26 protein-coding genes and 2 tRNA genes are annotated in these 24,654 nt (G+C 52.9%); 22 read left to right on the plus strand and 6 right to left on the minus strand.

The window, feature by feature from the left end; genetic code table 11:
- Positions 1-5 precede the first annotated feature (5 nt).
- On the minus strand, positions 6-983 hold the full coding sequence (locus QEN31_RS02650) for a calcium/sodium antiporter (protein WP_000922736.1): 978 nt from the start codon (positions 981-983) through the stop codon (positions 6-8).
- 212 nt (positions 984-1,195) lie between these two features.
- Between QEN31_RS02650 and mlaF the strand changes: the two genes are divergently transcribed.
- From mlaF to murA, 7 genes are all read left to right on the plus strand, one after another.
- Positions 1,196-2,008, plus strand: coding sequence for a phospholipid ABC transporter ATP-binding protein MlaF (gene mlaF, locus QEN31_RS02655; RefSeq protein WP_000531566.1), 813 nt, complete (start codon positions 1,196-1,198; stop codon positions 2,006-2,008).
- A 7-nt stretch (positions 2,009-2,015) separates the two neighbouring features.
- The gene (gene mlaE, locus QEN31_RS02660; protein ID WP_000925786.1) at positions 2,016-2,798 is read left to right on the plus strand and encodes a lipid asymmetry maintenance ABC transporter permease subunit MlaE; all 783 of its coding nucleotides are present in this window, start codon (positions 2,016-2,018) and stop codon (positions 2,796-2,798) included.
- A 4-nt stretch (positions 2,799-2,802) separates the two neighbouring features.
- Positions 2,803-3,354 carry an outer membrane lipid asymmetry maintenance protein MlaD gene (gene mlaD / locus QEN31_RS02665; RefSeq protein WP_001193591.1) on the plus strand — a complete coding sequence of 184 codons (552 nt, stop codon included), beginning with the start codon at positions 2,803-2,805 and terminating at the stop codon, positions 3,352-3,354.
- An 18-nt stretch (positions 3,355-3,372) separates the two neighbouring features.
- The gene (gene mlaC, locus QEN31_RS02670) at positions 3,373-4,008 is read left to right on the plus strand and encodes a phospholipid-binding protein MlaC (protein WP_000476475.1); all 636 of its coding nucleotides are present in this window, start codon (positions 3,373-3,375) and stop codon (positions 4,006-4,008) included.
- A complete protein-coding gene (mlaB, locus tag QEN31_RS02675) occupies positions 4,008-4,304 on the plus strand; it encodes a lipid asymmetry maintenance protein MlaB (protein ID WP_000188843.1) in 297 nt (98 codons plus the stop codon). The genes mlaC and mlaB overlap by 1 nt, the downstream gene beginning before the upstream one ends.
- Positions 4,305-4,491: 187 nt before the next feature.
- A complete protein-coding gene (gene ibaG / locus QEN31_RS02680) occupies positions 4,492-4,746 on the plus strand; it encodes a BolA family iron metabolism protein IbaG (protein ID WP_001518349.1) in 255 nt (84 codons plus the stop codon).
- Between the two features lie 53 nt (positions 4,747-4,799).
- The gene (gene murA, locus QEN31_RS02685; protein WP_000357288.1) at positions 4,800-6,059 is read left to right on the plus strand and encodes a UDP-N-acetylglucosamine 1-carboxyvinyltransferase; all 1,260 of its coding nucleotides are present in this window, start codon (positions 4,800-4,802) and stop codon (positions 6,057-6,059) included.
- A gap of 57 nt (positions 6,060-6,116) precedes the next feature.
- Here murA and sfsB read toward each other — a convergent pair whose 3' ends face one another.
- Together sfsB and ispB are read right to left on the minus strand one after the other, a co-directional pair.
- The gene (sfsB, locus tag QEN31_RS02690; protein WP_000444168.1) at positions 6,117-6,404 is read right to left on the minus strand and encodes a DNA-binding transcriptional regulator SfsB; all 288 of its coding nucleotides are present in this window, start codon (positions 6,402-6,404) and stop codon (positions 6,117-6,119) included.
- A 231-nt stretch (positions 6,405-6,635) separates the two neighbouring features.
- Positions 6,636-7,607 (minus strand): octaprenyl diphosphate synthase, encoded by a 972-nt coding sequence (gene ispB, locus QEN31_RS02695; RefSeq protein WP_001047354.1) that lies wholly within the window; start codon positions 7,605-7,607, stop codon positions 6,636-6,638.
- 257 nt (positions 7,608-7,864) lie between these two features.
- On the opposite strand from ispB, the gene rplU reads away from it, so the two are divergent.
- The 4 genes from rplU to cgtA all read left to right on the plus strand — a co-directional run bounded on the left by rplU (position 7,865) and on the right by cgtA (position 10,736).
- A complete protein-coding gene (rplU, locus tag QEN31_RS02700) occupies positions 7,865-8,176 on the plus strand; it encodes a 50S ribosomal protein L21 (RefSeq protein ID WP_000271396.1) in 312 nt (103 codons plus the stop codon).
- A gap of 19 nt (positions 8,177-8,195) precedes the next feature.
- Positions 8,196-8,453 carry a 50S ribosomal protein L27 gene (gene rpmA, locus QEN31_RS02705; protein ID WP_000940593.1) on the plus strand — a complete coding sequence of 86 codons (258 nt, stop codon included), beginning with the start codon at positions 8,196-8,198 and terminating at the stop codon, positions 8,451-8,453.
- 129 nt (positions 8,454-8,582) lie between these two features.
- The gene (locus tag QEN31_RS02710) at positions 8,583-9,548 is read left to right on the plus strand and encodes a DMT family transporter (protein WP_000813052.1); all 966 of its coding nucleotides are present in this window, start codon (positions 8,583-8,585) and stop codon (positions 9,546-9,548) included.
- Positions 9,549-9,563: 15 nt separating this feature from the next.
- Positions 9,564-10,736, plus strand: a complete 1,173-nt coding sequence (gene cgtA / locus QEN31_RS02715; protein WP_000673556.1) for an Obg family GTPase CgtA — start codon at positions 9,564-9,566, stop codon at positions 10,734-10,736.
- Positions 10,737-10,867: 131 nt separating this feature from the next.
- Here the strand turns inward: cgtA and dacB are convergent, their stop codons facing one another.
- Entirely contained in the window at positions 10,868-12,301 is a 1,434-nt protein-coding gene (gene dacB / locus QEN31_RS02720) for a serine-type D-Ala-D-Ala carboxypeptidase (protein WP_001212680.1), read from the minus strand.
- Positions 12,302-12,548: 247 nt separating this feature from the next.
- Between dacB and greA the strand changes: the two genes are divergently transcribed.
- On the plus strand, positions 12,549-13,025 hold the full coding sequence (greA, locus tag QEN31_RS02725; protein ID WP_001148008.1) for a transcription elongation factor GreA: 477 nt from the start codon (positions 12,549-12,551) through the stop codon (positions 13,023-13,025).
- Between the two features lie 155 nt (positions 13,026-13,180).
- Here greA and yhbY read toward each other — a convergent pair whose 3' ends face one another.
- The gene (yhbY, locus tag QEN31_RS02730) at positions 13,181-13,474 is read right to left on the minus strand and encodes a ribosome assembly RNA-binding protein YhbY (protein ID WP_001592995.1); all 294 of its coding nucleotides are present in this window, start codon (positions 13,472-13,474) and stop codon (positions 13,181-13,183) included.
- A 126-nt stretch (positions 13,475-13,600) separates the two neighbouring features.
- Between yhbY and rlmE the strand changes: the two genes are divergently transcribed.
- The 7 genes from rlmE (at position 13,601) to QEN31_RS02765 (ending at position 20,603) form a co-directional block, all read left to right on the plus strand.
- The gene (rlmE, locus tag QEN31_RS02735; protein WP_000145974.1) at positions 13,601-14,227 is read left to right on the plus strand and encodes a 23S rRNA (uridine(2552)-2'-O)-methyltransferase RlmE; all 627 of its coding nucleotides are present in this window, start codon (positions 13,601-13,603) and stop codon (positions 14,225-14,227) included.
- Positions 14,228-14,330: 103 nt separating this feature from the next.
- Positions 14,331-16,265, plus strand: a complete 1,935-nt coding sequence (gene ftsH, locus QEN31_RS02740) for an ATP-dependent zinc metalloprotease FtsH (RefSeq protein WP_001107481.1) — start codon at positions 14,331-14,333, stop codon at positions 16,263-16,265.
- A gap of 104 nt (positions 16,266-16,369) precedes the next feature.
- Positions 16,370-17,218 carry a dihydropteroate synthase gene (gene folP / locus QEN31_RS02745; protein WP_000764711.1) on the plus strand — a complete coding sequence of 283 codons (849 nt, stop codon included), beginning with the start codon at positions 16,370-16,372 and terminating at the stop codon, positions 17,216-17,218.
- Positions 17,211-18,548, plus strand: a complete 1,338-nt coding sequence (glmM, locus tag QEN31_RS02750) for a phosphoglucosamine mutase (RefSeq protein WP_000071169.1) — start codon at positions 17,211-17,213, stop codon at positions 18,546-18,548. The genes folP and glmM overlap by 8 nt, the downstream gene beginning before the upstream one ends.
- A gap of 222 nt (positions 18,549-18,770) precedes the next feature.
- On the plus strand, positions 18,771-19,103 hold the full coding sequence (gene secG, locus QEN31_RS02755) for a preprotein translocase subunit SecG (RefSeq protein WP_000272680.1): 333 nt from the start codon (positions 18,771-18,773) through the stop codon (positions 19,101-19,103).
- 13 nt (positions 19,104-19,116) lie between these two features.
- A tRNA-Leu gene (locus QEN31_RS02760) sits at positions 19,117-19,203 on the plus strand.
- A 335-nt stretch (positions 19,204-19,538) separates the two neighbouring features.
- On the plus strand, positions 19,539-20,603 hold the full coding sequence (locus QEN31_RS02765) for a DUF1963 domain-containing protein (RefSeq protein WP_000051504.1): 1,065 nt from the start codon (positions 19,539-19,541) through the stop codon (positions 20,601-20,603).
- Between the two features lie 85 nt (positions 20,604-20,688).
- Here the strand turns inward: QEN31_RS02765 and argG are convergent, their stop codons facing one another.
- Positions 20,689-22,032 carry an argininosuccinate synthase gene (argG, locus tag QEN31_RS02770; protein ID WP_000207657.1) on the minus strand — a complete coding sequence of 448 codons (1,344 nt, stop codon included), beginning with the start codon at positions 22,030-22,032 and terminating at the stop codon, positions 20,689-20,691.
- Positions 22,033-22,375: 343 nt separating this feature from the next.
- On the opposite strand from argG, the gene QEN31_RS02775 reads away from it, so the two are divergent.
- The 3 genes from QEN31_RS02775 (at position 22,376) to nusA (ending at position 24,642) form a co-directional block, all read left to right on the plus strand.
- Positions 22,376-22,452 (plus strand) — tRNA-Met (locus tag QEN31_RS02775).
- A 207-nt stretch (positions 22,453-22,659) separates the two neighbouring features.
- The gene (gene rimP, locus QEN31_RS02780) at positions 22,660-23,112 is read left to right on the plus strand and encodes a ribosome maturation factor RimP (RefSeq protein WP_000105461.1); all 453 of its coding nucleotides are present in this window, start codon (positions 22,660-22,662) and stop codon (positions 23,110-23,112) included.
- A gap of 27 nt (positions 23,113-23,139) precedes the next feature.
- On the plus strand, positions 23,140-24,642 hold the full coding sequence (nusA, locus tag QEN31_RS02785) for a transcription termination factor NusA (protein ID WP_001031038.1): 1,503 nt from the start codon (positions 23,140-23,142) through the stop codon (positions 24,640-24,642).
- The last annotated feature ends 12 nt before the right edge of the window (positions 24,643-24,654 follow it).

Below are 24,654 nucleotides of genomic sequence, written 5' to 3' on the forward strand. Positions count from 1 at the left end.
TCCAGTTATCCAACAAGAAGTGGCGATAGCCAATAGAGCATCGCCAGCCATACGATAAACCCGCCGGTCAGCAGTATACCTGCGCCCCGACCAATCTGACGCGGATGCCGCCAGCAAAGTAAAGCGAAAACCACGCTAACCAGCAACATCACGCTATAATCACGCCCAAACGCCAGCGGATTGATCTCCCCCGGCGCGATCAGCGCAGGCAGTCCCAGCACGATAGCGAGATTAAAAATATTGGCGCCAATGAGATTACCAACGGCAATATCATTTTCGCCTTTTCGCACGCCGGCAATCGCCGTCGCCAGCTCTGGCAGACTGGTGCCGACGGCGATGACTGTCAGACCGAGCGTTAATTCACTCATGGCGAAATAGTTCGCCAGCACCGTAGCGTTATCGATTACCATGCGCGTCGCCATCGGCATGATGACCAGCGCAATGCCCAGCCATAAGAACGCGACGGGGAGCCCGCCTTCGCGCGGCAGCTCCGCCAGTTGTTCGCGGGTGAGGCTGTCATTCCCCTGGCGTTCGGCCAGACGCGCGATTTTAACAATGAATAACAGCCATAGCACAGCCAGAAGCAGGAGAAAGATACCATCACTGCGGCTTAACTGTCCGTCATGCAGTACGGAACCGGCTACCACGCTAACAAATAACATTAACGGCAATTCGCGACGTAGAACATCGGAATGCACGGTAAATGGACGAACCAGCGCCGCCAGCCCTAAGATCAGCAAAATATTGGTGATGTTAGAACCGAGCGCCGCGCCGACGGCCAAATCGAGCTGACCGTGTAGCGATGCGGCGGCCGACACAATAATTTCCGGCAGCGAGGTGCCGATACTCACAACCGTCATCCCGATGATCAGCGGGGGAATACCGAATGTACGGCATAAAATAGAGGCCGCAAACACCAGACGATCGGCGCCGTAGGCCACCAGAAGCAAACCAATTATGAGTAGCGCCATCGCTAAAAGCATCTAAAGTCCTTTCTTCAGGTATACTCGCCGGTCCCCTGGAAGGGATATCTGGAAGCCGTAACGAAGTCCTAATTTTGACTTTATGCGGCTAAAAAGTAAAACGAATGCCAGCTTTCGCTAACCCTGTCAGTTAATATTCTGTAATTATGTCGAACCCATGGTTAAATTCAGCGCCATGGTTACCTCAACAAGGCAATACGAAGGATGAATCAATGGGTCAGTCTGCGGCCAATTTAGTCGATATGCGCGACGTCAGCTTTTCCCGTGGCGAACGCTGCATTTTCGATAATATTTCCCTGACGGTGCCGCGCGGGAAGATCACGGCGATCATGGGGCCGTCGGGCATCGGTAAAACCACGCTGTTGCGCCTGATTGGCGGACAGATCCCGCCGGATAAGGGCGAGATCTTATTTGATGGCGAGAATGTGCCGGCCATGTCCCGTTCGCGGCTCTACACCGTCCGCAAACGTATGAGTATGCTGTTTCAGTCGGGAGCGCTGTTTACCGACATGAACGTGTTTGACAATGTGGCCTATCCGCTACGGGAGCACACCAATTTACCCGCGCCGCTGCTAAAAAGCGTCGTGATGATGAAACTGGAAGCTGTCGGGCTGCGCGGCGCGGCAAAACTGATGCCTTCCGAGCTCTCCGGTGGGATGGCGCGCCGCGCCGCGTTGGCGCGCGCCATCGCTCTGGAACCGGATCTCATCATGTTCGATGAGCCGTTTGTCGGCCAGGACCCGATTACCATGGGCGTTCTGGTGAAGCTGATTTCAGAATTGAACAGCGCGCTGGGCGTGACCTGCGTGGTGGTCTCGCATGATGTGCCAGAGGTGCTCAGTATTGCTGATCACGCCTGGATCATGGCGGACAAAAAAATCGTCGCTCACGGTAGCGCTCAGGCGTTGCAGGAGAATACGGACCCGCGCGTGCGTCAGTTCCTTGACGGCATTGCCGACGGGCCGGTTCCGTTCCGCTATCCGGCGGGCGACTATCACCTTGATTTACTCGAAACAGGGAGTTAAGCCACTCATGCTGTTAAATGCGCTGGCAGCACTCGGACACAGCGGGATCAAAACCGTCAGGACGTTCGGGCGCGCCGGGTTAATGTTATTCAATGCGATTATCGGTAAGCCGGAGTTTCGCAAACATGCGCCGCTGCTGGTGCGCCAGCTTTATAATGTGGGCGTCTTGTCAATGCTTATCATTATTGTCTCCGGCGTATTCATCGGTATGGTGCTGGGGCTGCAAGGCTATCTGGTTCTGACCACTTACAGCGCGGAGACCAGTCTTGGCATGTTAGTGGCGCTTTCGCTGCTGCGCGAGCTGGGGCCGGTGGTCGCGGCGTTGCTGTTTGCCGGGCGGGCCGGGTCGGCGTTGACGGCGGAAATCGGCCTGATGCGGGCGACGGAGCAGCTCTCCAGTATGGAGATGATGGCGGTCGATCCATTGCGCCGGGTGATTTCGCCGCGCTTTTGGGCGGGCGTGATTTCATTGCCGCTACTGACCATTATCTTTGTGGCGGTCGGTATCTGGGGCGGCTCGCTGGTCGGCGTAAGCTGGAAGGGAATCGACGCCGGGTTCTTCTGGTCCGCGATGCAGAATGCCGTCGACTGGCGTATGGACCTGGTGAACTGTCTGATAAAGAGCGTGGTGTTCGCCATTACGGTAACATGGATTGCGTTATTCAACGGTTATGACGCAATACCGACTTCTGCCGGGATTAGCCGGGCAACGACGCGTACCGTGGTTCACGCATCGTTGGCCGTTCTGGGGCTGGATTTTGTGCTGACCGCACTGATGTTTGGGAATTGAGTTCATGCAAACGAAAAAAAATGAAATTTGGGTAGGCGTTTTTTTGCTGGTAGCGTTGCTGGCGGCGCTGTTTGTTTGCCTGAAGGCGGCAAATGTGACCTCTATGCGCACGGAGCCGACCTATAAGGTTTATGCGACCTTCGATAACATCGGCGGTCTGAAAGTGCGTTCCCCGGTACGCATCGGCGGGGTGGTTGTCGGGCGGGTTGAAGATATCTCGCTTGATCCGAAAACATACCTGCCGCGCGTAACGCTCGACATCGAAGAGCGTTATAACCATATTCCCGATACCAGCTCGTTGAGTATTCGAACTTCCGGACTGCTGGGGGAGCAATATCTGGCATTAAACGTCGGTTTTGAAGATCCTGAGCTGGGAACGTCTATCCTCAAAGATGGGAGTACGATTCAGGACACCAAGTCTGCAATGGTGCTGGAAGATATGATTGGCCAGTTCCTTTATAACAGCAAAGGCGACGACAATAAGAATTCTGGCGATGCGCCAGCCGCAACGGAAGGTCATACTGAAGCCACAACGCCCGCGGGCGAAACGAAATAATCTCAGGAGAATTGAGGCATGTTTAAACGACTGATGATGGTGGCCCTGCTGGTCATTGCGCCATTAAGCGCAGCAACGGCAGCGGATCAGAGCAATCCTTATAAACTGATGAACGAGGCGGCGCAGAAAACTTTTGATCGCCTGAAAAACGAACAGCCGAAAATTCGTGCCAATCCGGATTACCTGCGAGACGTTGTTGATCAGGAACTTCTGCCGTACGTGCAGGTAAAATATGCCGGCGCGCTGGTGTTGGGCCGCTACTACAAAGAGGCGACCCCGGCGCAGCGTGAAGCCTATTTTGCAGCGTTTCGCGAATACCTGAAACAGGCATACGGTCAGGCGCTGGCGATGTACCACGGTCAGACTTACCAGATAGCGCCTGAGCAACCGCTGGGCGATGCGACCATTGTGCCTATCCGTGTAACGATTATCGATCCCAACGGTCGTCCGCCGGTACGCCTGGATTTCCAGTGGCGAAAAAACACCCAGACCGGCAACTGGCAGGCGTATGACATGATTGCGGAAGGCGTCAGCATGATCACCACCAAGCAAAATGAGTGGAGCGACCTGCTGCGTACTAAAGGCATCGACGGCCTGACCGCACAACTGAAATCTATCTCTCAACAGAAAATTACTTTGGACGAGAAACAGTAATGACGCCGCAACTCACCTGGACGCGTGAGGCGGACACTCTGGTGCTGGCGGGAGAGCTGGATCAGGACGTGTTGGCGCCGCTATGGGACGCGCGCGTAGAAGCGATGAATGGCGTTACCCGTATCGACCTGAGCCAGATCTCCAGGGTAGATACGGGGGGACTGGCGCTGCTGGCGCACCTTGTGAACCAGGCAAAAAAGCAGGGCAATGCCGTGTCGCTGTCTGGCGTTAACGACAAGGTTTACGCGCTGGCGCAATTATATAACTTGCCCGAAGACGTACTTCCCCGTATGTAATGAATGCCGGATGGTTTATCCGGCCTACACTTCGCATGATCCCCGTAGGCCGGATAAGTTGCGTTAGCAGCACCATCCGGCACTTTTACCGCGCTGATTTATCAGCGTAATCTTTTGCTTATTTAAGACGGCGCGACTTTGCTCTAAGATGTTGGGCTGTTTTCACTATTTGACGAATAAAGAACCCATGGAAAATCATGAAATTCAGAGTGTGCTGATGAATGCCCTCTCCCTCCAGGAAGTCCACGTCTCCGGCGATGGCAGTCACTTTCAGGTTATTGCCGTGGGCGAGATGTTTGACGGCATGAGCCGGGTCAAGAAACAGCAAACGGTCTATGGGCCGCTAATGGAGTACATTGCGGACAACCGTATCCATGCCGTATCGATCAAAGCATATACCCCGGCGGAATGGGCGCGCGATCGTAAACTTAACGGATTTTAAGCTACGGGTAACCTGCCGGTAGCGGAGATGAATGCTTAACTGAGAATACAATAATGGATAAATTTCGTGTACAGGGGCCAACGACGCTCCAGGGCGAAGTCACAATTTCCGGCGCCAAAAACGCCGCGCTGCCGATCCTGTTCGCCGCTCTGCTGGCAGAAGAACCGGTAGAGATCCAAAACGTTCCAAAACTGAAAGACGTGGATACGTCGATGAAGCTCCTGAGCCAATTAGGCGCGAAAGTGGAACGCAATGGATCGGTACACATTGACGCCAGCCAGGTGAACGTGTTCTGCGCGCCTTATGATCTGGTTAAGACCATGCGCGCCTCGATATGGGCGCTGGGGCCGCTGGTTGCCCGTTTTGGTCAGGGACAAGTCTCTCTGCCGGGGGGCTGTACTATCGGCGCGCGTCCGGTTGATCTGCATATTACCGGTCTGGAACAACTGGGTGCGACCATCAAGCTGGAAGAGGGCTACGTAAAGGCCTCCGTAGAAGGGCGTCTTAAAGGGGCGCATATCGTGATGGATAAGGTCAGCGTCGGCGCGACCGTCACCATTATGTGCGCCGCTACGCTGGCGGAAGGGACGACCATCATTGAAAACGCCGCGCGCGAGCCGGAAATTGTCGACACCGCTAACTTCCTGGTTACGCTGGGGGCGAAGATCGCCGGGCAGGGCACCGATCGTATTACGATCGAGGGTGTAGAGCGTCTGGGCGGCGGCGTTTATCGTGTGCTGCCGGATCGTATCGAAACGGGGACTTTCCTGGTGGCGGCAGCGATCTCTCGCGGCAAAATCCTCTGCCGTAACGCGCAACCGGACACTCTGGACGCGGTACTGGCGAAACTGCGCGATGCTGGCGCGGATATCGAAGTGGGCGAGGACTGGATTAGTCTGGACATGCACGGCAAACGACCGAAGGCGGTCAATGTCCGTACCGCGCCGCACCCGGCATTCCCGACCGATATGCAGGCGCAGTTCACGTTGCTGAACCTGGTGGCGGAAGGGACGGGCTTTATCACTGAAACCGTCTTTGAAAACCGCTTTATGCACGTGCCTGAACTCAGCCGCATGGGCGCGCGTGCGGAAATTGAAAGCAATACCGTCATATGCCATGGCGTAGAAACGCTCTCTGGCGCCCAGGTCATGGCGACAGATCTGCGGGCATCTGCGAGCCTGGTGCTGGCGGGCTGTATTGCGGAAGGCACGACGATTGTGGATCGCATTTATCACATCGATCGCGGTTATGAGCGCATCGAAGACAAACTGCGCGCGCTAGGCGCGAATATTGAACGCGTGAAAGGCGAATAACCTTCTGTACGCTGAACAACCCCCGCGAACGCGATGCGGGGGTTGTTTTACAGGCACTTACTCTACATTCTGTTTGTTTTTATTACGCGCTCTCATAAGCCGCGTTCTGTCGATAAACTCATGCGTGCGCGGATCGTGATAACGCGATGGCCAAATAACCCAGGGTTCCGTTCCCAATGCTTTCGCGATAATCAACTCTCCTTTCGGCCATGGGCGCGTTAATGCATTGGCCAGCGTGGATGAACTCAATCCATTCCGACGTGACTCAGCGGCCATTGAAGTCCCTTTTTTACGTAGTCCGGCAATGATATCGGCCGGATGCCAGTCAATAAGCTTGCTTTCCATACATCCATCACTCCTTAGATTAATCACTTACGGTTTTAACAACCCGACGACGTTCGATACTATAACGCTTCGTGAAGGAATGTTCTAAAAAGTTCATGTAAGTGGCGGCAATATTCAGAATATGCCAGGGGAAATCCTGGATGAGTATGTGAAAAACAGGCGATAGGGTATCTGGAGTTTATTAGAACTTAATGGGATATCCCGCGCAGTACGCGGGATAAGAGAACGGCATTAACGATCGCGCTGCACCGCGATGTGTGCGAGACCGATTAGCGCCTCACGCCATGGGGTATCCGGCAATATCTGCAACGCGGATATCGCTTTGTCGGCTTCTTCTTCCGCTCGCTGACGCGTCCATTCCAGCGAGCCGCAGGTGGTCATCGCTTCCAGAACCGGTTCCAGAAGATGACGGCCATTACCTTGTTCAATAGCGGTACGGATCATCGCTGACTGTTCTGGCGTACCGTGGCGCATGGCGTGAAGCAACGGTAAGGTAGGTTTGCCCTCATTGAGGTCATCACCCACATTTTTACCGAGATGCTCGCCGTCGGCACTGTAATCCAGCAGATCGTCAATGAGCTGGAAAGCCGTACCAAGGTAGCGACCATAGTCCTGCAACCCTTTCTCTTGCTCAGGCGTACAACCAGCGAGAATACCGGAGCACTGGGCGGCAGCTTCGAACAGACGGGCCGTTTTACTGTAAATCACCCGCATGTAATTTTCTTCGGTAATGTCCGGGTCATTCACGTTCATCAATTGCAGCACTTCGCCTTCTGCAATCACGTTGACCGCTTCCGACATCACTTCCAGCACTTTTAACGAGCCGAGGCTGGTCATCATCTGGAAGGCGCGGGTATAGATAAAGTCGCCGACCAACACGCTGGCGGCATTACCGAAAGCGGCATTTGCCGTCGCTTTGCCGCGACGCATATCGGATTCATCCACCACATCATCATGTAGCAGCGTCGCCGTGTGGATAAACTCGATCAGAGCGGCGATAGTCACGTGCGCGTTACCCTGATAACCCACCGCGCGCGCGGCAAGAACGGCAATCATCGGACGAATGCGTTTTCCGCCGCCGCTAATAATGTAATATCCTAGCTGATTAATCAGTTGAACGTCGGAATTAAGCTGTTCAAGGATTGTCGCATTGACACCCGCCATATCTTGCGCGGTTAACTCGTTGATTTTTTCTAAATTCATCGCAAAAGCCGGGCTTATCGCCCCGATTATCCCATGTCTGAATGAGGTAACGTAGGGTTTATGGTTAGAAATATACCCTGATTGTACTGAAAAAACGCCGCAGATAAACGTTACCGTATGCGTTGTGTTTTTTTTCTTCATGTATTGATGGTAGCACTTGTCAAAGCCGTGCAATTTGCGTAATATTCGCGCCCTATTGTGAATATTTATAGCGCGCTCTGAATCATTGAAAGGTGTGCGCGGAAGCGGAGTTTTTTATGTACGCGGTTTTCCAAAGTGGTGGTAAACAACACCGAGTAAGCGAAGGTCAGACCGTTCGCCTGGAAAAGCTGGACATCGCAACTGGCGAAACTATCGAGTTCGCTGAAGTTCTGATGATCGCAAACGGTGAAGAAGTCAAAATCGGCGTTCCTTTCGTTGATGGCGGCGTAATCAAAGCTGAAGTTGTTGCCCACGGTCGTGGCGAGAAAGTTAAAATCGTTAAGTTTCGTCGCCGTAAACACTACCGTAAGCAGCAGGGCCATCGTCAGTGGTTCACTGATGTGAAAATTACCGGCATCAGCGCTTAAGATTAGGGGAGCAGATTAAATGGCACATAAAAAGGCTGGCGGCTCGACTCGTAACGGTCGCGATTCTGAAGCTAAACGTCTGGGCGTAAAACGTTTTGGCGGTGAAGCAGTTCTGGCAGGCAGCATCATCGTTCGTCAACGTGGTACTAAATTCCACGCTGGCACCAACGTTGGTTGCGGTCGTGACCACACTCTGTTTGCTAAAGCAGACGGTAAAGTGAAATTCGAAGTTAAAGGCCCGAAAAACCGTAAATACATCAGCATCGTTGCTGAGTAAGTTTTTTGTGGTCCGGTAACGGATGAAAGCCCCGCACCTGTTGCGGGGCTTTTTACATTCGATGGCCGACTAAAATATACCCGTGTGGCTGTGCGAATGCCGTTAACGGGTCTTTGCAGGGAACACGGCATGAAGCAGCAGGCAGGCATTGGCATTCTTTTAGCGCTCACTACCGCGATGTGCTGGGGAGCGTTGCCAATAGCAATGAAGCAAGTGCTGGAGGTGATGGAGCCTTCAACCATTGTCTTCTACCGCTTCTTAATGGCCAGTATTGGCCTCGGGGCGATACTGGCAGTAAAAAGAAAGCTGCCGCCGCTGCGTATTTTTCGTAAGCCGCGCTGGTTGGTGTTATTGGCGATAGCGACCTGCGGACTGTTCGGTAATTTCATTTTGTTCAGTTCTTCCCTGCAATATTTAAGCCCAACCGCGTCGCAGGTTATCGGCCAGCTCTCGCCGGTTGGCATGATGGTCGCCAGCGTCTTTATTCTGAAAGAAAAGATGCGCGGTACGCAGGTGATTGGCGCGCTGATGTTATTGAGCGGGCTGGTGATGTTTTTTAACACCAGTCTGATCGAGATTTTTACCCGACTGACCGACTACACCTGGGGCGTTATTTTTGGCGTAGGCGCGGCGATGGTGTGGGTGAGCTATGGCGTGGCGCAAAAAGTATTATTGCGACGTCTGGCCTCGCAGCAGATCCTGTTTTTACTGTACACTTTATGTACGATAGCGCTCTTGCCGCTGGCAAAACCGATGGTGATAGCGCAACTGAGCGACTGGCAGCTCGCCTGTTTGATTTTCTGCGGGCTAAATACGCTGGTAGGATATGGCGCCCTGGCGGAAGCGATGGCGCGTTGGCAGGCGGCGCAGGTGAGCGCGATAATCACGCTTACACCGCTATTTACCCTGCTGTTTTCAGATCTTTTATCTATGGCCTGGCCCGATTTCTTCGCCAGACCGATGTTAAACCTTTTAGGTTATCTCGGTGCGTTTGTCGTGGTTGCGGGCGCGATGTATTCCGCCATTGGTCATCGTATTTGGGGCGGTTTACGCAAGCATGAAACGGTGGTTTCGCAACCCCGCTCAGGCGAATGATTTACGGAGAATAAAATGAAGTTTGTTGATGAAGCATCGATTCTGGTCGTTGCAGGCGATGGCGGTAATGGCTGTGTGAGCTTCCGCCGCGAAAAATATATCCCGAAAGGCGGCCCGGACGGCGGTGATGGCGGCGACGGCGGCGACGTCTGGATGGAAGCCGATGAAAACCTGAATACGCTGATCGATTACCGCTTTGAAAAATCGTTCCGCGCTGAACGTGGTCAGAATGGCGCGAGCCGCGACTGTACCGGTAAACGCGGTAAAGACGTGACCATCAAAGTGCCGGTCGGTACGCGCGTTATCGACCAGGGAACCGGTGAAACGATGGGCGACATGACCAAACACGGTCAGCGTCTGTTGGTCGCGAAGGGCGGCTGGCATGGGTTAGGCAATACCCGTTTTAAATCCTCGGTTAACCGTACGCCGCGCCAGAAAACCAATGGTACGCCGGGCGATAAGCGCGACCTGCTGCTGGAACTGATGCTGCTGGCGGATGTCGGGATGCTGGGGATGCCAAACGCTGGTAAATCAACGTTCATTCGTGCGGTATCGGCAGCAAAACCGAAAGTCGCGGACTATCCGTTTACCACGCTGGTGCCGAGCCTGGGCGTGGTACGTATGGACAGCGAAAAGAGTTTTGTGGTGGCCGACATTCCGGGGTTGATCGAAGGCGCGGCGGAAGGCGCAGGCCTGGGGATTCGCTTCCTGAAGCACCTCGAACGTTGCCGCGTACTGCTGCACCTCATTGATATCGATCCGATCGACGGTTCCGATCCGGTGGAAAACGCCCGTATCATTATTGGCGAACTGGAAAAATACAGCCAGGATCTGGCGGCTAAACCGCGCTGGTTAGTGTTCAACAAGATCGATCTGATGGATAAAACCGAAGCGGAAGAGAAAGCGAAAGCGATCGCCGAAGCGTTGGGCTGGGAAGGGAAATACTATCTGATTTCCGCTGCCAGTCAGCTGGGGGTGAAAGATCTCTGCTGGGATGTGATGACCTTTATCATCGAGAATCCGATCGCGCAGGCTGAAGAAGCAAAACAGCCGGAAAAAGTCGAGTTCATGTGGGACGATTATCATCGCCAGCAGCTGGCTGAAGTGGAAGAAGACGCAGACGATGACTGGGATGACGACTGGGATGAAGACGACGAAGAAGGCGTCGAGTTCATCTACAAACGTTAATCTCGTAGCCGGATGGCGCTTACGCTTATCCGGCCTACAAAAGCCAACGGGCCGCATTTGCGGCCCGTTTTATTATGTTCTTTGTAGGCCAGATAAGACGCGTTAGCGCCGCCATCCGGCAATAAATGCACTCAGTTATTCTGATAAATATCCTTATACAACCGACTCTCGAAGCGTACCAGCGGGATTCGGCGATTACGCTGATCGGCAGGTGGAACCGCGTAGCCGGACAAATATTGTACAAATGCCATCCGTTGCCCGCTTGCGGTGGTAATAAAGCCCGCCAGATTATACACGCCCTGCAGTGATCCGGTTTTCGCTGAAACCTTACCGTCTACGCCCGCCTGATGCAGCCCGGCGCGGTATTGTAATGAACCATCATAGCCCGCCAGCGGCAGCATAGAGATAAAGTTCAGCTCGTTATCGTGTTGGGCGATATATTGCAGCACCTGCATCATCGTGGCGGGAGCGATCAGATTATGGCGAGAAAGACCGGAACCGTCGGCAATAATGGTATTGCCGATATCAATTCCCGCCTGTTGGCGCAGGATCTGGCGAACGGCATCCGATCCCGCCCGCCAGGTGCCAGGCACGTTAAACCTGACATGACCAATCATCCGAAAAACAGTATCGGCGATCATGTTGTCTGACTTTTTCAGCATAATCTTAAGCAGATCGTGCAGTGGCGCCGACTGTTTACTGGCGACGATCGTTCCGGGCTCGTTAACCTGCGTCTGGCGCAGCAGCGTGCCGCGGTAAGTTATCCCGGCCTCTTTCAGTTCCTGCTTGAGGATCGCACCCGCGTAGCTGGCGCCGTCCTGAATAGCAAAGGCCAGCGGCAGCGGGTCGGCGCGCTGTGGTAAACAGCCGGTAAGCGTATAACGGTTCAAATCGCCAGGCACAACATCCAGCTCGCAATACTGCGCGTCTGCCGAACCGCGCGGTAGAGTCCGTACCTGGCTGAACATCGTTACCGGATAATAAGAGGCCACGCGAATAAAGGCTAAATCGTTTGGTTTTTGCGCGCTATAAAGCGACACAGAAAAACAGTTGCGGTCAACAATGGCGGCGGCGGGAGGCGCGCTGAAACACTGCGTCAGGTCGTTCCACGGCCAGCCTGGCGCTTTATCGTGGCTGGCGAAAATCGACGTGTCGATAAGCACATTGCCGTCGATTTGCGTGACGCCGGACTTTTTCAGCGTCGCGACCATATTGCGAATATCCTGACGTTTTAGCGTTGGATCGCCACCGAAGCGCGCAATTACGTCACCTTTCAGGATGCCGTTATCGACGTTGCCTTTAGTCTCCAGCGTGGTCGTAAAACGGAAATCCGGGCCGAGTTGAATCAGCGCCGCCAGCGCGGTAATCACCTTTTGGGTACTGGCGGGAAGCGCCATCTGCTGACTATGATAATCAATAGCCGGCGCGGGCGCGCCAATCTTTTGCACCATCAGCGCGAGGTTGGCGCCGGCCGGAAGCTGTTTGATGTATTCGTCAATATTCGCGGCCTGAACGCTGAACGCTATACTGGTGGTCAATCCGATGATAAATCTGGAAAATCGCATAATCTCGCGCTAACACCCTGGAAACAAGCCGTCATACTACGGCGCAACGCCCTAAAAAGTAAACGATGACCCATAGGGAACTCCAGGGTAAAATGGTTATCAAAGAGGAAATTGTAGCTGACCTGGGACTGCGCGCCCGGGTTGGTGTTTTTTTGCTTCTGACCCTGGTATGGCATATGCCGGGGCTGGCTTAGCAGCCGGGGTAGAGTTCATTGCCCCCTACAGGAATGTTCAAGAGGTATAACAAATGCAAGCTATTCCGATGACCTTACGCGGAGCCGAAAAACTGCGCGAAGAGCTGGATTTTCTGAAATCTGTGCGCCGTCCTGAAATCATCGCCGCTATCGCCGAAGCGCGCGAACATGGCGATTTAAAAGAAAACGCGGAGTATCATGCTGCACGCGAACAGCAGGGTTTCTGCGAAGGGCGCATTAAAGATATCGAAGCAAAACTGTCGAATGCGCAGGTGATTGATGTCACTAAAATGCCGAACAATGGTCGCGTGATTTTCGGCGCTACCGTCACGGTGCTGAACCTGGACACCGACGAAGAGCAGACCTACCGCATTGTTGGCGACGATGAGGCGGATTTTAAGCAAAATCTCATTTCGGTAAACTCGCCAATCGCTCGCGGCCTGATCGGCAAAGAGCAGGATGACGTCGTGGTGATCAAAACGCCTGGCGGCGATGTGGAATACGAAGTGCTTAAAGTGGAATACCTTTAAGCAGTACTCAATACGCAAATTGTTGGTGTATTGTAAAGAAAGGAAAAAGGCCGCATAGCGGCCTTTTATCAACGGAGAGAGCGTGGCATTTTGCTCTCCTGCTCGTGGAAAACCCCTCGTTTTACACAGATTTTGTGTTCGACTTTAGGATATCCTTAACGCGGCAGCGAGATTTTACGCTCTTTAGTTGGGCGATACAGCACCAGCGTTTTACCGATGACCTGTACGTTACAGGCGCCGGTTTCGCGCACGATAGCGTCCACGATCAAGGTTTTTGTTTCGCGATCTTCCGAGGCGATTTTCACCTTGATAAGTTCATGGTGCTCTAACGCTTGTTCAATCTCGGCCAGTACCCCTTCGGTCAAACCATTATTGCCAAGCATAACAACAGGCTTGAGCGGATGTGCCAGACCTTTTAGGTGCTGTTTTTGTTTAGTACTCAGATTCATCGTATATTTTTGCTTACGTTGGGATTGAAAACGGGTCATTCTACCGCCATCTCCCTTATATCGCCAAATAGGCGTGTAGAAATTTACGCCATTGGCTACGATGAACTGCCCCGACGGGAAAGTTAAATGACAGGTAAAAAGCGTTCTGCCAGCTCAAGCCGCTGGCTTCAGGAACACTTTAGCGATAAATATGTTCAACAGGCGCAGAAAAAGGGGCTACGCTCCCGTGCCTGGTTTAAACTTGATGAAATACAGCAAAGTGACAAACTTTTTAAGCCGGGAATGACGGTAGTCGATCTCGGCGCTGCGCCAGGAGGCTGGTCACAGTATGTGGTCACGCAGATTGGCGGCAAAGGCCGCATCATCGCTTGTGATCTTTTACCTATGGATCCTATCGTTGGTGTGGACTTTCTTCAGGGCGATTTTCGTGATGAACTTGTCATGAAAGCGTTACTGGAACGCGTGGGTGACAGTAAAGTACAAGTTGTCATGTCGGATATGGCACCAAACATGAGCGGAACACCGGCGGTGGATATCCCCCGCGCCATGTATCTGGTGGAGCTGGCGTTAGAGATGTGCCGCGATGTGCTGGCGCCAGGCGGAAGTTTTGTAGTGAAGGTGTTCCAGGGCGAAGGTTTCGATGAGTATCTAAGGGAAATTCGCTCCCTGTTTACGAAGGTTAAAGTTCGTAAGCCGGACTCTTCGCGTGCGCGTTCGCGTGAAGTGTACATTGTAGCGACCGGGCGAAAGTGATAACCGGCAGATTTCAGACGTAAGGTTTGAAAGAAACTGGATATAGAGTATCCTGACGCTGTTTTTAACACAGTTGTAATAAGAGGTTAATCCCTTGAGTGACATGGCGAAAAACCTAATACTCTGGCTGGTCATTGCCGTTGTGCTGATGTCAGTATTCCAGAGCTTTGGGCCCAGCGAGTCTAATGGCCGTAAGGTGGATTACTCTACCTTCCTGCAAGAGGTCAATCAGGACCAGGTTCGCGAAGCGCGTATCAACGGACGTGAGATCAACGTTACCAAGAAAGATAGTAACCGTTACACGACTTACATTCCGATTAATGATCCGAAGCTGCTTGATAACCTGCTGACTAAAAACGTCAAGGTTGTTGGCGAACCACCTGAAGAGCCAAGCCTGCTGGCTTCTATCTTCATTTCCTGGTTCCCGATGCTGTTGCTGATCGGCGTCTGGATCTTCTTCATGCGTCAGATGCAGGGCGGCGGTGGCAAAGGCGCCATGTCGTTCGGTAAGAGCAAGGCGCGTATGCTGACGGAAGATCAGATCAAAACCACGTTTGCTGACGTCGCGGGTTGTGACGAAGCGAAAGAAGAAGTGGCGGAACTGGTTGAATACCTGCGTGAACCGAGCCGTTTCCAGAAGCTGGGCGGTAAAATTCCGAAAGGTGTCCTGATGGTCGGCCCGCCGGGTACCGGTAAAACCCTGCTGGCAAAAGCCATTGCGGGTGAAGCGAAGGTGCCATTCTTTACGATTTCCGGTTCTGACTTTGTGGAAATGTTCGTCGGTGTCGGCGCGTCTCGTGTGCGTGACATGTTCGAACAGGCCAAGAAAGCGGCGCCGTGCATTATCTTCATCGATGAAATCGACGCCGTAGGTCGCCAGCGTGGCGCTGGTCTGGGCGGCGGTCACGATGAACGTGAGCAGACGTTGAACCAGATGCTGGTTGAGATGGACGGCTTCGAAGGTAACGAAGGTATCATCGTTATCGCCGCAACTAACCGTCCGGACGTTCTGGACCCGGCGCTGCTGCGTCCAGGCCGTTTTGACCGTCAGGTGGTGGTAGGCCTGCCGGATGTGCGCGGTCGTGAGCAGATTCTGAAGGTGCATATGCGTCGCGTACCGTTAGCGACGGATATTGATGCGGCGATCATTGCGCGCGGTACGCCGGGCTTCTCCGGTGCGGACCTGGCGAACCTGGTCAACGAAGCGGCGCTGTTTGCAGCTCGTGGTAACAAGCGCGTTGTGTCGATGGTTGAGTTCGAGAAAGCGAAAGACAAAATCATGATGGGCGCCGAACGTCGCTCCATGGTGATGACGGAAGCGCAGAAAGAGTCGACCGCGTACCACGAAGCGGGCCACGCGATTATCGGTCGCCTGGTGCCGGAACACGATCCGGTGCACAAAGTGACGATTATCCCGCGCGGTCGTGCGCTGGGCGTGACCTTCTTCCTGCCTGAAGGCGACGCGATCAGCGCCAGCCGTCAGAAGCTGGAAAGCCAAATCAGCACGCTGTACGGCGGTCGTCTGGCGGAAGAGATTATCTACGGCGTTGAGCATGTTTCTACCGGCGCGTCGAACGACATTAAAGTCGCGACTAACCTGGCGCGTAACATGGTCACCCAGTGGGGCTTCTCGGAGAAACTCGGTCCGTTGCTGTATGCGGAAGAAGAGGGCGAAGTATTCCTCGGCCGTAGCGTCGCAAAAGCGAAACATATGTCTGATGAAACTGCGCGTATCATCGACCAGGAAGTGAAAGCGCTGATTGAACGTAACTACAATCGCGCTCGTCAGATCCTGACTGACAATATGGATATTCTGCACGCGATGAAAGATGCGCTGATGAAATATGAAACCATCGATGCGCCGCAGATTGATGACCTGATGGCGCGTCGTGAAGTGCGTCCGCCTGCGGGCTGGGAAGATCCAAACGGCACCAATAACTCTGACAGCAATGGTACGCCTCAGGCGCCGCGTCCGGTTGATGAACCACGCACGCCGAACCCGGGCAACACGATGTCAGAGCAGCTGGGCGACAAATAAACGTTTGTTGTACAACATTATGTTTAGCGCTCACCGAAACCCTGGGGCTTGCCCCGGGGTTTTTCTTTTTTTAACTCACCATAAATAAAACAGGGATTTTGACCATGAAACTCTTCGCTCAGGGCGCCACGCTCGATCTCACTCATCCGCATGTTATGGGTATCCTGAACGTAACGCCGGATTCGTTCTCCGACGGCGGCGCGCATAACACGCTGATTGAGGCGGTGAAACATGCGAATTTAATGGTGAATGCCGGGGCGACAATTATTGATGTGGGGGGGGAATCAACGCGACCAGGCGCGGCAGAAGTGAGCGTGGAAGAAGAGCTGGATCGCGTTATTCCGGTACTGGAAGCAATCGCGCAACGTTTTGAAGTGTGGATTTCTGTGGATACCTCTAAACCCGAGGTGATCCGTGAAGCGGCAAGGGCGGGCGCGCATATTATCAATGATGTCCGTTCACTCTCCGAACCCGGCGCGTTGGAAGCGGCAGCGGAAACCGGCTTGCCGGTCAGTCTTATGCACATGCAGGGCAACCCCAAAACCATGCAGGAGGCGCCGAAATATGACGATGTCTTTGCCGAGGTGAATCGCTACTTTATTGAGCAAATAGCACGTTGTGAGAAGGCCGGCATCGCAAAAGAGAAATTGTTGCTCGACCCAGGATTCGGTTTCGGTAAAAATCTCTCTCACAATTATACCTTACTGGCGCGACTGGGTGAGTTTCATCATTTTAACCTGCCGCTGCTGGTGGGCATGTCACGTAAAACGATGGTTGGTCAGTTACTTAACGTGGGACCATCAGACCGTCTGAACGGTAGCCTTGCGTGCGCGGTAATTGCCGCGATGCAGGGCGCGCAGATCATTCGCGTCCATGACGTCAAAGAAACCGTAGAGGCAATGCGGGTGGTGGAAGCCACTCTGTCTGCAAAGGGAAACAAACGCTATGAGTAATCGTAAATATTTCGGTACCGATGGGATTCGCGGACGTGTAGGCAATGCCCCCATAACACCTGATTTCGTGCTTAAACTGGGTTGGGCTGCCGGAAAAGTGCTGGCGCGTCATGGCTCGCGTAAAATCATTATCGGTAAAGATACGCGTATTTCCGGCTATATGCTGGAGTCCGCGCTGGAGGCGGGCCTTGCCGCTGCGGGACTGTCGGCCTCGTTTACCGGACCTATGCCAACGCCAGCCGTCGCCTATCTGACGCGGACTTTCCGCGCGGAGGCGGGTATCGTTATCTCGGCTTCGCATAACCCGTTCTATGATAACGGCATTAAATTCTTCTCTATCGACGGTACGAAACTGCCTGACGATGTGGAAGAAGCCATCGAAGCCGAAATGGAAAAAGAGATCACCTGCGTAGACTCCGCCGAGCTGGGGAAAGCGAGCCGCATCGTCGATGCCGCCGGACGCTATATTGAGTTCTGTAAAGGCACCTTCCCGAACGAACTGAGCCTCAATGGCCTGAAAGTGGTTGTGGATTGCGCCAACGGCGCTACCTACCATATCGCGCCGAATGTGCTGCGCGAGCTGGGCGCGACCGTTATCGCTATTGGCTGTGAGCCAAACGGCGTCAACATTAACGAAGAAGTGGGCGCGACCGACGTGCGCGCGTTGCAGGCGCGCGTGTTGGCGGAGAAGGCGGACCTCGGCATCGCGCTTGACGGCGACGGCGACCGGGTCATCATGGTTGACCATGAAGGCAATAAAGTCGATGGCGATCAGATCATGTATATCATCGCGCGCGAAGGGCTGCGCCAGGGGCAACTGCGCGGCGGCGCGGTGGGGACGCTGATGAGCAATATGGGGCTGGAGCTGGCGCTCAAGCAGCTTGGCATTCCGTTTGCCCGGGCGAAAGTGGGCGACCGCTACGTGCTGGAAAAATTGCAGGAAAAAGGCTGGCGCATCGGCGCGGAAAACTCTGGTCACGTTATTCTGCTGGATAAAACGACCACTGGCGACGGTATTGTAGCGGGGCTACAAGTTCTGGCGGCGATGGTGCGTAATCATATGAGTCTGCACGATCTGTGCAGCGGTATGAAAATGTTCCCGCAGATTCTGGTTAACGTGCGTTACACCGCCGGTAGCGGCGATCCGCTGGAAAATGAAGCGGTGAAAGCGGTAACGGCGGACGTAGAAGCCACGCTCGGCAATCGTGGGCGGGTACTGCTACGTAAATCCGGTACCGAACCGCTGATTCGCGTGATGGTGGAAGGCGAGGATGAAGCGCAGGTTACGGCATTCGCCCATCGTATCGCGGATGCGGTAAAAGCCGTTTAAGCGTTTAAGTGACTAAAAAGGCGGCGGTTGCCGCCTTACGGCCCGCAAAAAACAACGCTTTTGCTGTTTTTTTCCGCAGTTGATACAATGCGCTTAAATTGCCCTTGCGAAGGTCATTCGCTTTGGTTAGTATTCACACCCGCTTCAGTGGGAAACAGTAAAAATCCCGCTTTATTGGTAGAAGCATTGGTATGCGGCAACTCCGCAAGGAACAGGTTGATTATGTACGAAGCTCTTTTAGTTGTTTTCCTTATTGTGGCAATTGGCCTTGTAGGTCTGATCATGCTGCAGCAAGGTAAAGGCGCTGATATGGGAGCCTCCTTCGGAGCAGGCGCTTCCGCTACGCTATTTGGTTCAAGTGGTTCTGGTAACTTCATGACCCGAATGACGGCGGTATTGGCGACGCTGTTCTTCATCATCAGTCTGGTGTTGGGTAATATCAATAGCAACAAAACCAATAAAGGAAGCGAGTGGGAAAATCTGAGCGCGCCGGCGAAGACCGAGCAGACTCAACCTGCTGCACCGGCCCAGCCGACCAGCGATATCCCGCGCTAATAGCAGTATCCGTGCCGAGGTGGTGGAATTGGTAGACACGCTACCTTGAGGTGGTAGTGCCCAATAGGGCTTACGGGTTCAAGTCCCGTCCTCGGTACCAATATTCCGAAAGAAAGACGCTGAAAAGCGTATTTTTTTTCGTCTGTTGAAACTGCTCTCAGAGAGGAGGTTGAAGCACGCTTACACGCGTCCCTGGCATGGCCCCGTCAATACGTTGAGATAGCCCTACATACATACTCATGTATGTCCTCTCTGGTGATCTCCCTGCGTCAGGTTCACTCCACCGATTACGAGATCATCTTCGTTCATTGAAGCCAGTAGTTGCTCAGCTATAATCTGAAATGCTTGTATCTGTTATCCCCCTCCATATCTTTTGCTCAAGTAGTTTTATCTAATCTTCCTTTGCACTGAGCCGAATATCTAAGGAAGAGATTAATGAGTTTATTTTTCGATCGTGCTGGATTGATTGCTGAATTGCGCACATCCAATTTGAGCTCTGCTATTCAGGAGAAAGTCGTGCAACAGGCACGTGCTGCTATTGCATTTAAACGTTGTCTGCGGGATATGGAAACAGTAAAGGTGGGGGCATCGCGGTTGGGCGGTCTACCCGACTGGCCATTAGGACAAAGCTGGCCTATACGAAAAAAATCGGTTAATGCCACATCTCGCGTACTAAAGCTGAAAGCTGAAAAAACGCGAAATGCCAGGTTTGTTCATGAAATGAAAATGAGTTATGAGCTGCTCAATGAAGGGCGTAAGCTGCTTGGGCAGCCAGCGGAAGATTTTGACGAGGAAAAGTATCGGTTAGTGCAGCAGCGGTTATTAACCGAAATTGACATCCGCATAGAGAATCAGTTGGTTGATTTTCCGCTTGCTTTCGTTGCCCAACTAAACTTGAGTGACCTGGCGTTACTCCCGGGGTTTGATCCACTGCTTCCCAGGCGGGGGTTATTGAGCTTCTTTGTCGATGTTACCTGGGAAGATCGGCAGCCCTTTGTTTTCTGGCACGATGTTGAGGTAGATACATTGAGCACGCTAGCTGTGCCAGATGACTTGCTGGCTTTTTACAATAAGATTGAATTTCGTGAACCATGGCAATTGTGTACACAGGTTGAGTGCCTGGAACCTCTTTCCGTTATCAGTGTTTCGTCAGTCTGCGAGGGGTTAAGCGTTACGCAGCAGAAAGCGTATGAATCATGGTATGACGCGTTAAGTGATTACGAACAGGATAACCCGTATCGAGTTGATGCCTGCTATTCCGGCGATCTTCTGGGAGGGTGGACAATTCCTCTCCAACGTAGTGTGGAAGATGAACTGAATCAAAATGATACAAGGTGGCGACAGCTTTTTAGCTGGGATGAAGAAATTCATTCTACAACAGCATTACTGGCTGTCGCTGGGCCGGATTTTGGCGGGGGCATTGACTATATAATGATGACTGAAAAAGACATGGCTGCACAATGCTTTGACAGGGTGCGAAATGTTGTCCAGTTAGATTAACCGGCAAATCAGCCATTTGCATCAACCTGGGGTGATATTCACAAAAAAGGCCGCTTTCGCGGCCTGTTGCATCAACGACGCGGGCTTATTTGCCTTTGTTTTCCAGATTCTCAACCTGCGGCAGACCGGTCGCGGAAGAGGCGGTTAACAGACCGGCTTTCGCGTAGCCGAACAGTTTCTCGCGGGTATCGGTAATGTCCAGATTACGCATGGTCAGCTGACCGATACGATCGTCCGGTGAGAACACGGAATCGCCTTTTTCCATGGTCAAACGTTCTGGCTTATAGGTCAGATTGTCGGACACGGTGTTCAGGATGGAGTAGTCGTTGCCGCGACGCAGTTCCAGCGTCACTTCACCGGTAATCTGGCTGGCGACCCAACGTTGCAGGCCGTCACGCAGCATCAGCGCCTGCGAGTCGAACCAGCGGCCCTGATACAGCAGTTTGCCCAACTGACGACCATGAGAGTGATATTGCTCAATGGTGTCTTCGTTGTGAATACCGGTCAACAGACGCTCGTAAGCGATGTGCAGCAGTGCCATTCCGGGGGCTTCATAAATACCGCGGCTTTTTGCTTCAATGATGCGGTTTTCAATTTGGTCGCTCATACCCAGGCCGTGACGGCCGCCGATGCGGTTCGCTTCCAGCATCATCTCAACATCATCGCTGAAGGTTTTACCGTTCAGGGCAACAGGGTGACCCTGCTCGAAGCGGACGGTCACAACTTCTGCCGGGATCTTCACGCTCTCGTCCCAGAACTTCACGCCCATAATCGGGTTGACGATCTTGACGCTGGAGTTAAGAAACTCCAGATCTTTCGCTTCATGCGTGGCGCCGAGCATGTTGGAGTCGGTGGAGTAGGCTTTTTCGACTGACATCTTATAGTCGAAACCGCAGGCAATCATAAATTCAGACATCTCATGACGGCCGCCCAGCTCATCGATAAAGTCGGTATCCAGCCACGGTTTGTAAATCTGTAATTCAGCATTCGTCAGCAGGCCGTAACGATAGAAACGTTCAATATCGTTGCCTTTATAGGTACTGCCGTCGCCCCAGATATTCACGCCGTCTTCTTTCATCGCGGCGACCAGCATCGTGCCGGTTACGGCACGGCCCAGCGGCGTGGTATTGAAATAGGTCAGTCCGCCAGTCGTATTATGGAAAGCGCCGCACTGAATCGCTGCGATCCCTTCTGCAACCAACTGCTTGCGGCAATCAATCAGGCGAGCATTCTCTGCGCCATACTCCATTGCGCGACGAGGAATGGCGTCATAGTCATCCTCATCCGGTTGTCCCAGATTCGCAGTATAGGCATATGGGACAGCTCCTTTTTGTCGCATCCACAGCAGCGCGGCGCTGGTGTCCAGACCGCCGGAAAAAGCGATACCAATACGTTGACCTGCTGGAAGATGCTTAAGAATCGTCGTCATAGAATAGAACCCTGCTTGATTGACTGATAATGAGATCGGTTTCTGCTTTAGTGCATTTTTATGCAAAATAAATGAGTTTTCATTTAATCATCTTTTAGCAGAGACAGGAAGCGTTTAGTGAAGGTTTACTGAAATAACGTTGTGACATGCGTGTATAAGCCGGAGAGGTGGGATGAGTATAACGAAGAGTGATATTCATTCATCTGCATATTGGGAATAGGGTTGACATAACTCATGCCAGGTCACTATACTGTGCGCAGATTTTACGTCCCGTCCTCGGTACCAAATCCCAGCAGTATTTGCAAATTTTGCCCAAAACGAGTAGAATTTGCCACGTTTCAGGCGCGGGGTGGAGCAGCCTGGTAGCTCGTCGGGCTCATAACCCGAAGGTCGTCGGTTCAAATCCGGCCCCCGCAACCACTTTCCCTTAGAGTTCTTTTTCAAATATACTGTGAAGATTATGTCCTTCGTAGCTGGATTTGAAAAAAATTCTTTCGGAAGGTACACCAGACCGCCGTTGCGGTTATAGGGTTCAGTTATCTAAAGCCCCGATTTATCGGGGTTTTTTGTTATCTGACTACAGAATAACTGGGCTTTAGGCCCTTTTTTTATGTCTTGGGGGTGGGCTTGTCCACATTAGAGCAAAAATTAACAGAGATGATTACAGCGCCAGTTGAAGCCTTAGGCTACGAGCTGGTCGGCATCGAATTTATTCGCGGTCGCACATCCACACTGCGCATCTATATTGATAGTGAAGATGGCATCAATGTTGATGATTGTGCTGATGTGAGCCACCAGGTAAGCGCGGTGCTGGACGTTGAAGATCCTATCTCCGTGGCTTACAACCTTGAAGTCTCGTCACCGGGTCTCGACCGTCCTATGTTCACTGCCGATCATTATGCGCGTTTCCAGGGTGAAGAAGTCGCGCTGGTTCTTCGCATGGCGGTACAGAACCGTCGCAAGTGGCAGGGCATTATCAAAGCGGTGGACGGTGAAATGATTACCGTCACAGTCGAAGGCAAAGATGAAGTGTTCGCGCTGAGTAATATCCAGAAGGCGAACCTGGTTCCCCACTTTTAACAGTCTGGATGAGGTGAAAAGCCCGCGATGAACAAAGAAATTTTGGCTGTTGTTGAAGCCGTCTCCAACGAAAAAGCGCTGCCACGCGAAAAAATTTTTGAAGCGCTGGAAAGTGCGCTGGCGACAGCAACAAAGAAAAAATATGAGCAGGAGATCGATGTTCGTGTAGAAATCGATCGTAAAAGCGGTGATTTTGATACTTTCCGCCGTTGGTTGATCGTTGAAGAAGTGACCATGCCGACGAAGGAAATTACGCTGGAAGCGGCGCGTTTTGAAGACGAAAGCCTGAATGTCGGCGACTATGTTGAAGATCAGATTGAATCTGTCACCTTTGACCGTATCACCACGCAGACTGCGAAACAGGTTATCGTGCAGAAGGTCCGTGAAGCTGAACGGGCGATGGTTGTCGATCAGTTCCGCGACCAGGAAGGCGAAATCGTCACTGGCGTGGTGAAGAAAGTGAACCGCGACAATATCTCTCTGGAAATTAAATCCGAAGGGATGGCCGGTAACGCTGAAGCGGTGATTCTGCGTGAAGATATGCTGCCGCGCGAAAACTTCCGCCCTGGCGACCGTATTCGCGGCGTGCTGTATGCTGTTCGACCGGAAGCGCGTGGCGCGCAGTTGTTCGTCACCCGTTCCAAGCCGGAAATGCTGATCGAACTGTTCCGCATCGAAGTGCCGGAAATCGGCGAAGAAGTGATTGAAATTAAAGCGGCGGCTCGCGATCCGGGTTCTCGTGCGAAAATCGCAGTGAAAACCAACGATAAACGTATCGATCCGGTCGGCGCTTGCGTGGGGATGCGCGGCGCGCGCGTTCAGGCGGTCTCTACCGAACTGGGCGGTGAGCGTATTGATATCGTGCTGTGGGATGATAACCCGGCGCAGTTCGTCATTAATGCGATGGCGCCGGCAGACGTCGCGTCTATCGTGGTGGACGAAGATAAACATACCATGGATATCGCCGTTGAAGCCGGTAATCTGGCGCAGGCGATCGGACGTAATGGTCAGAACGTCCGCCTGGCTTCGCAATTGAGCGGCTGGGAACTCAACGTAATGACCGTTGATGACTTGCAGGCTAAACATCAGGCTGAAGCACATGCAGCTATCGAGATCTTTACTAAATATCTTGATATTGATGAAGAGTTCGCGACCGTTCTGGTAGAAGAAGGTTTCTCCACGCTCGAGGAACTGGCCTATGTGCCAATGAAAGAACTGCTGGAAATTGACGGCCTTGATGAGCCGACCGTTGAAGCACTGCGCGAGCGTGCTAAAAACGCACTGGCCACTCTGGCGCAGGACCAGGAAGCAAGCCTCGGTGATAACAAACCGGCTGACGATCTGCTGAATCTGGAAGGATTAGATCGCGATATGGCTTTCAAACTGGCGGCTCGTGGTGTTTGTACGCTGGAAGATCTCGCCGACCAGGGCATTGATGATCTGGCTGATATCGAAGGGTTGACCGACGAAAAAGCCGGTGAGCTGATTATGGCTGCCCGTAATATTTGCTGGTTCGGCGACGAAGCGTAATAAACTGTAGCA

The organism is Salmonella sp. SA15303 (assembly GCF_029962125.1).
Taxonomy (GTDB): Bacteria; Pseudomonadota; Gammaproteobacteria; order Enterobacterales; family Enterobacteriaceae; genus Salmonella; species Salmonella enterica.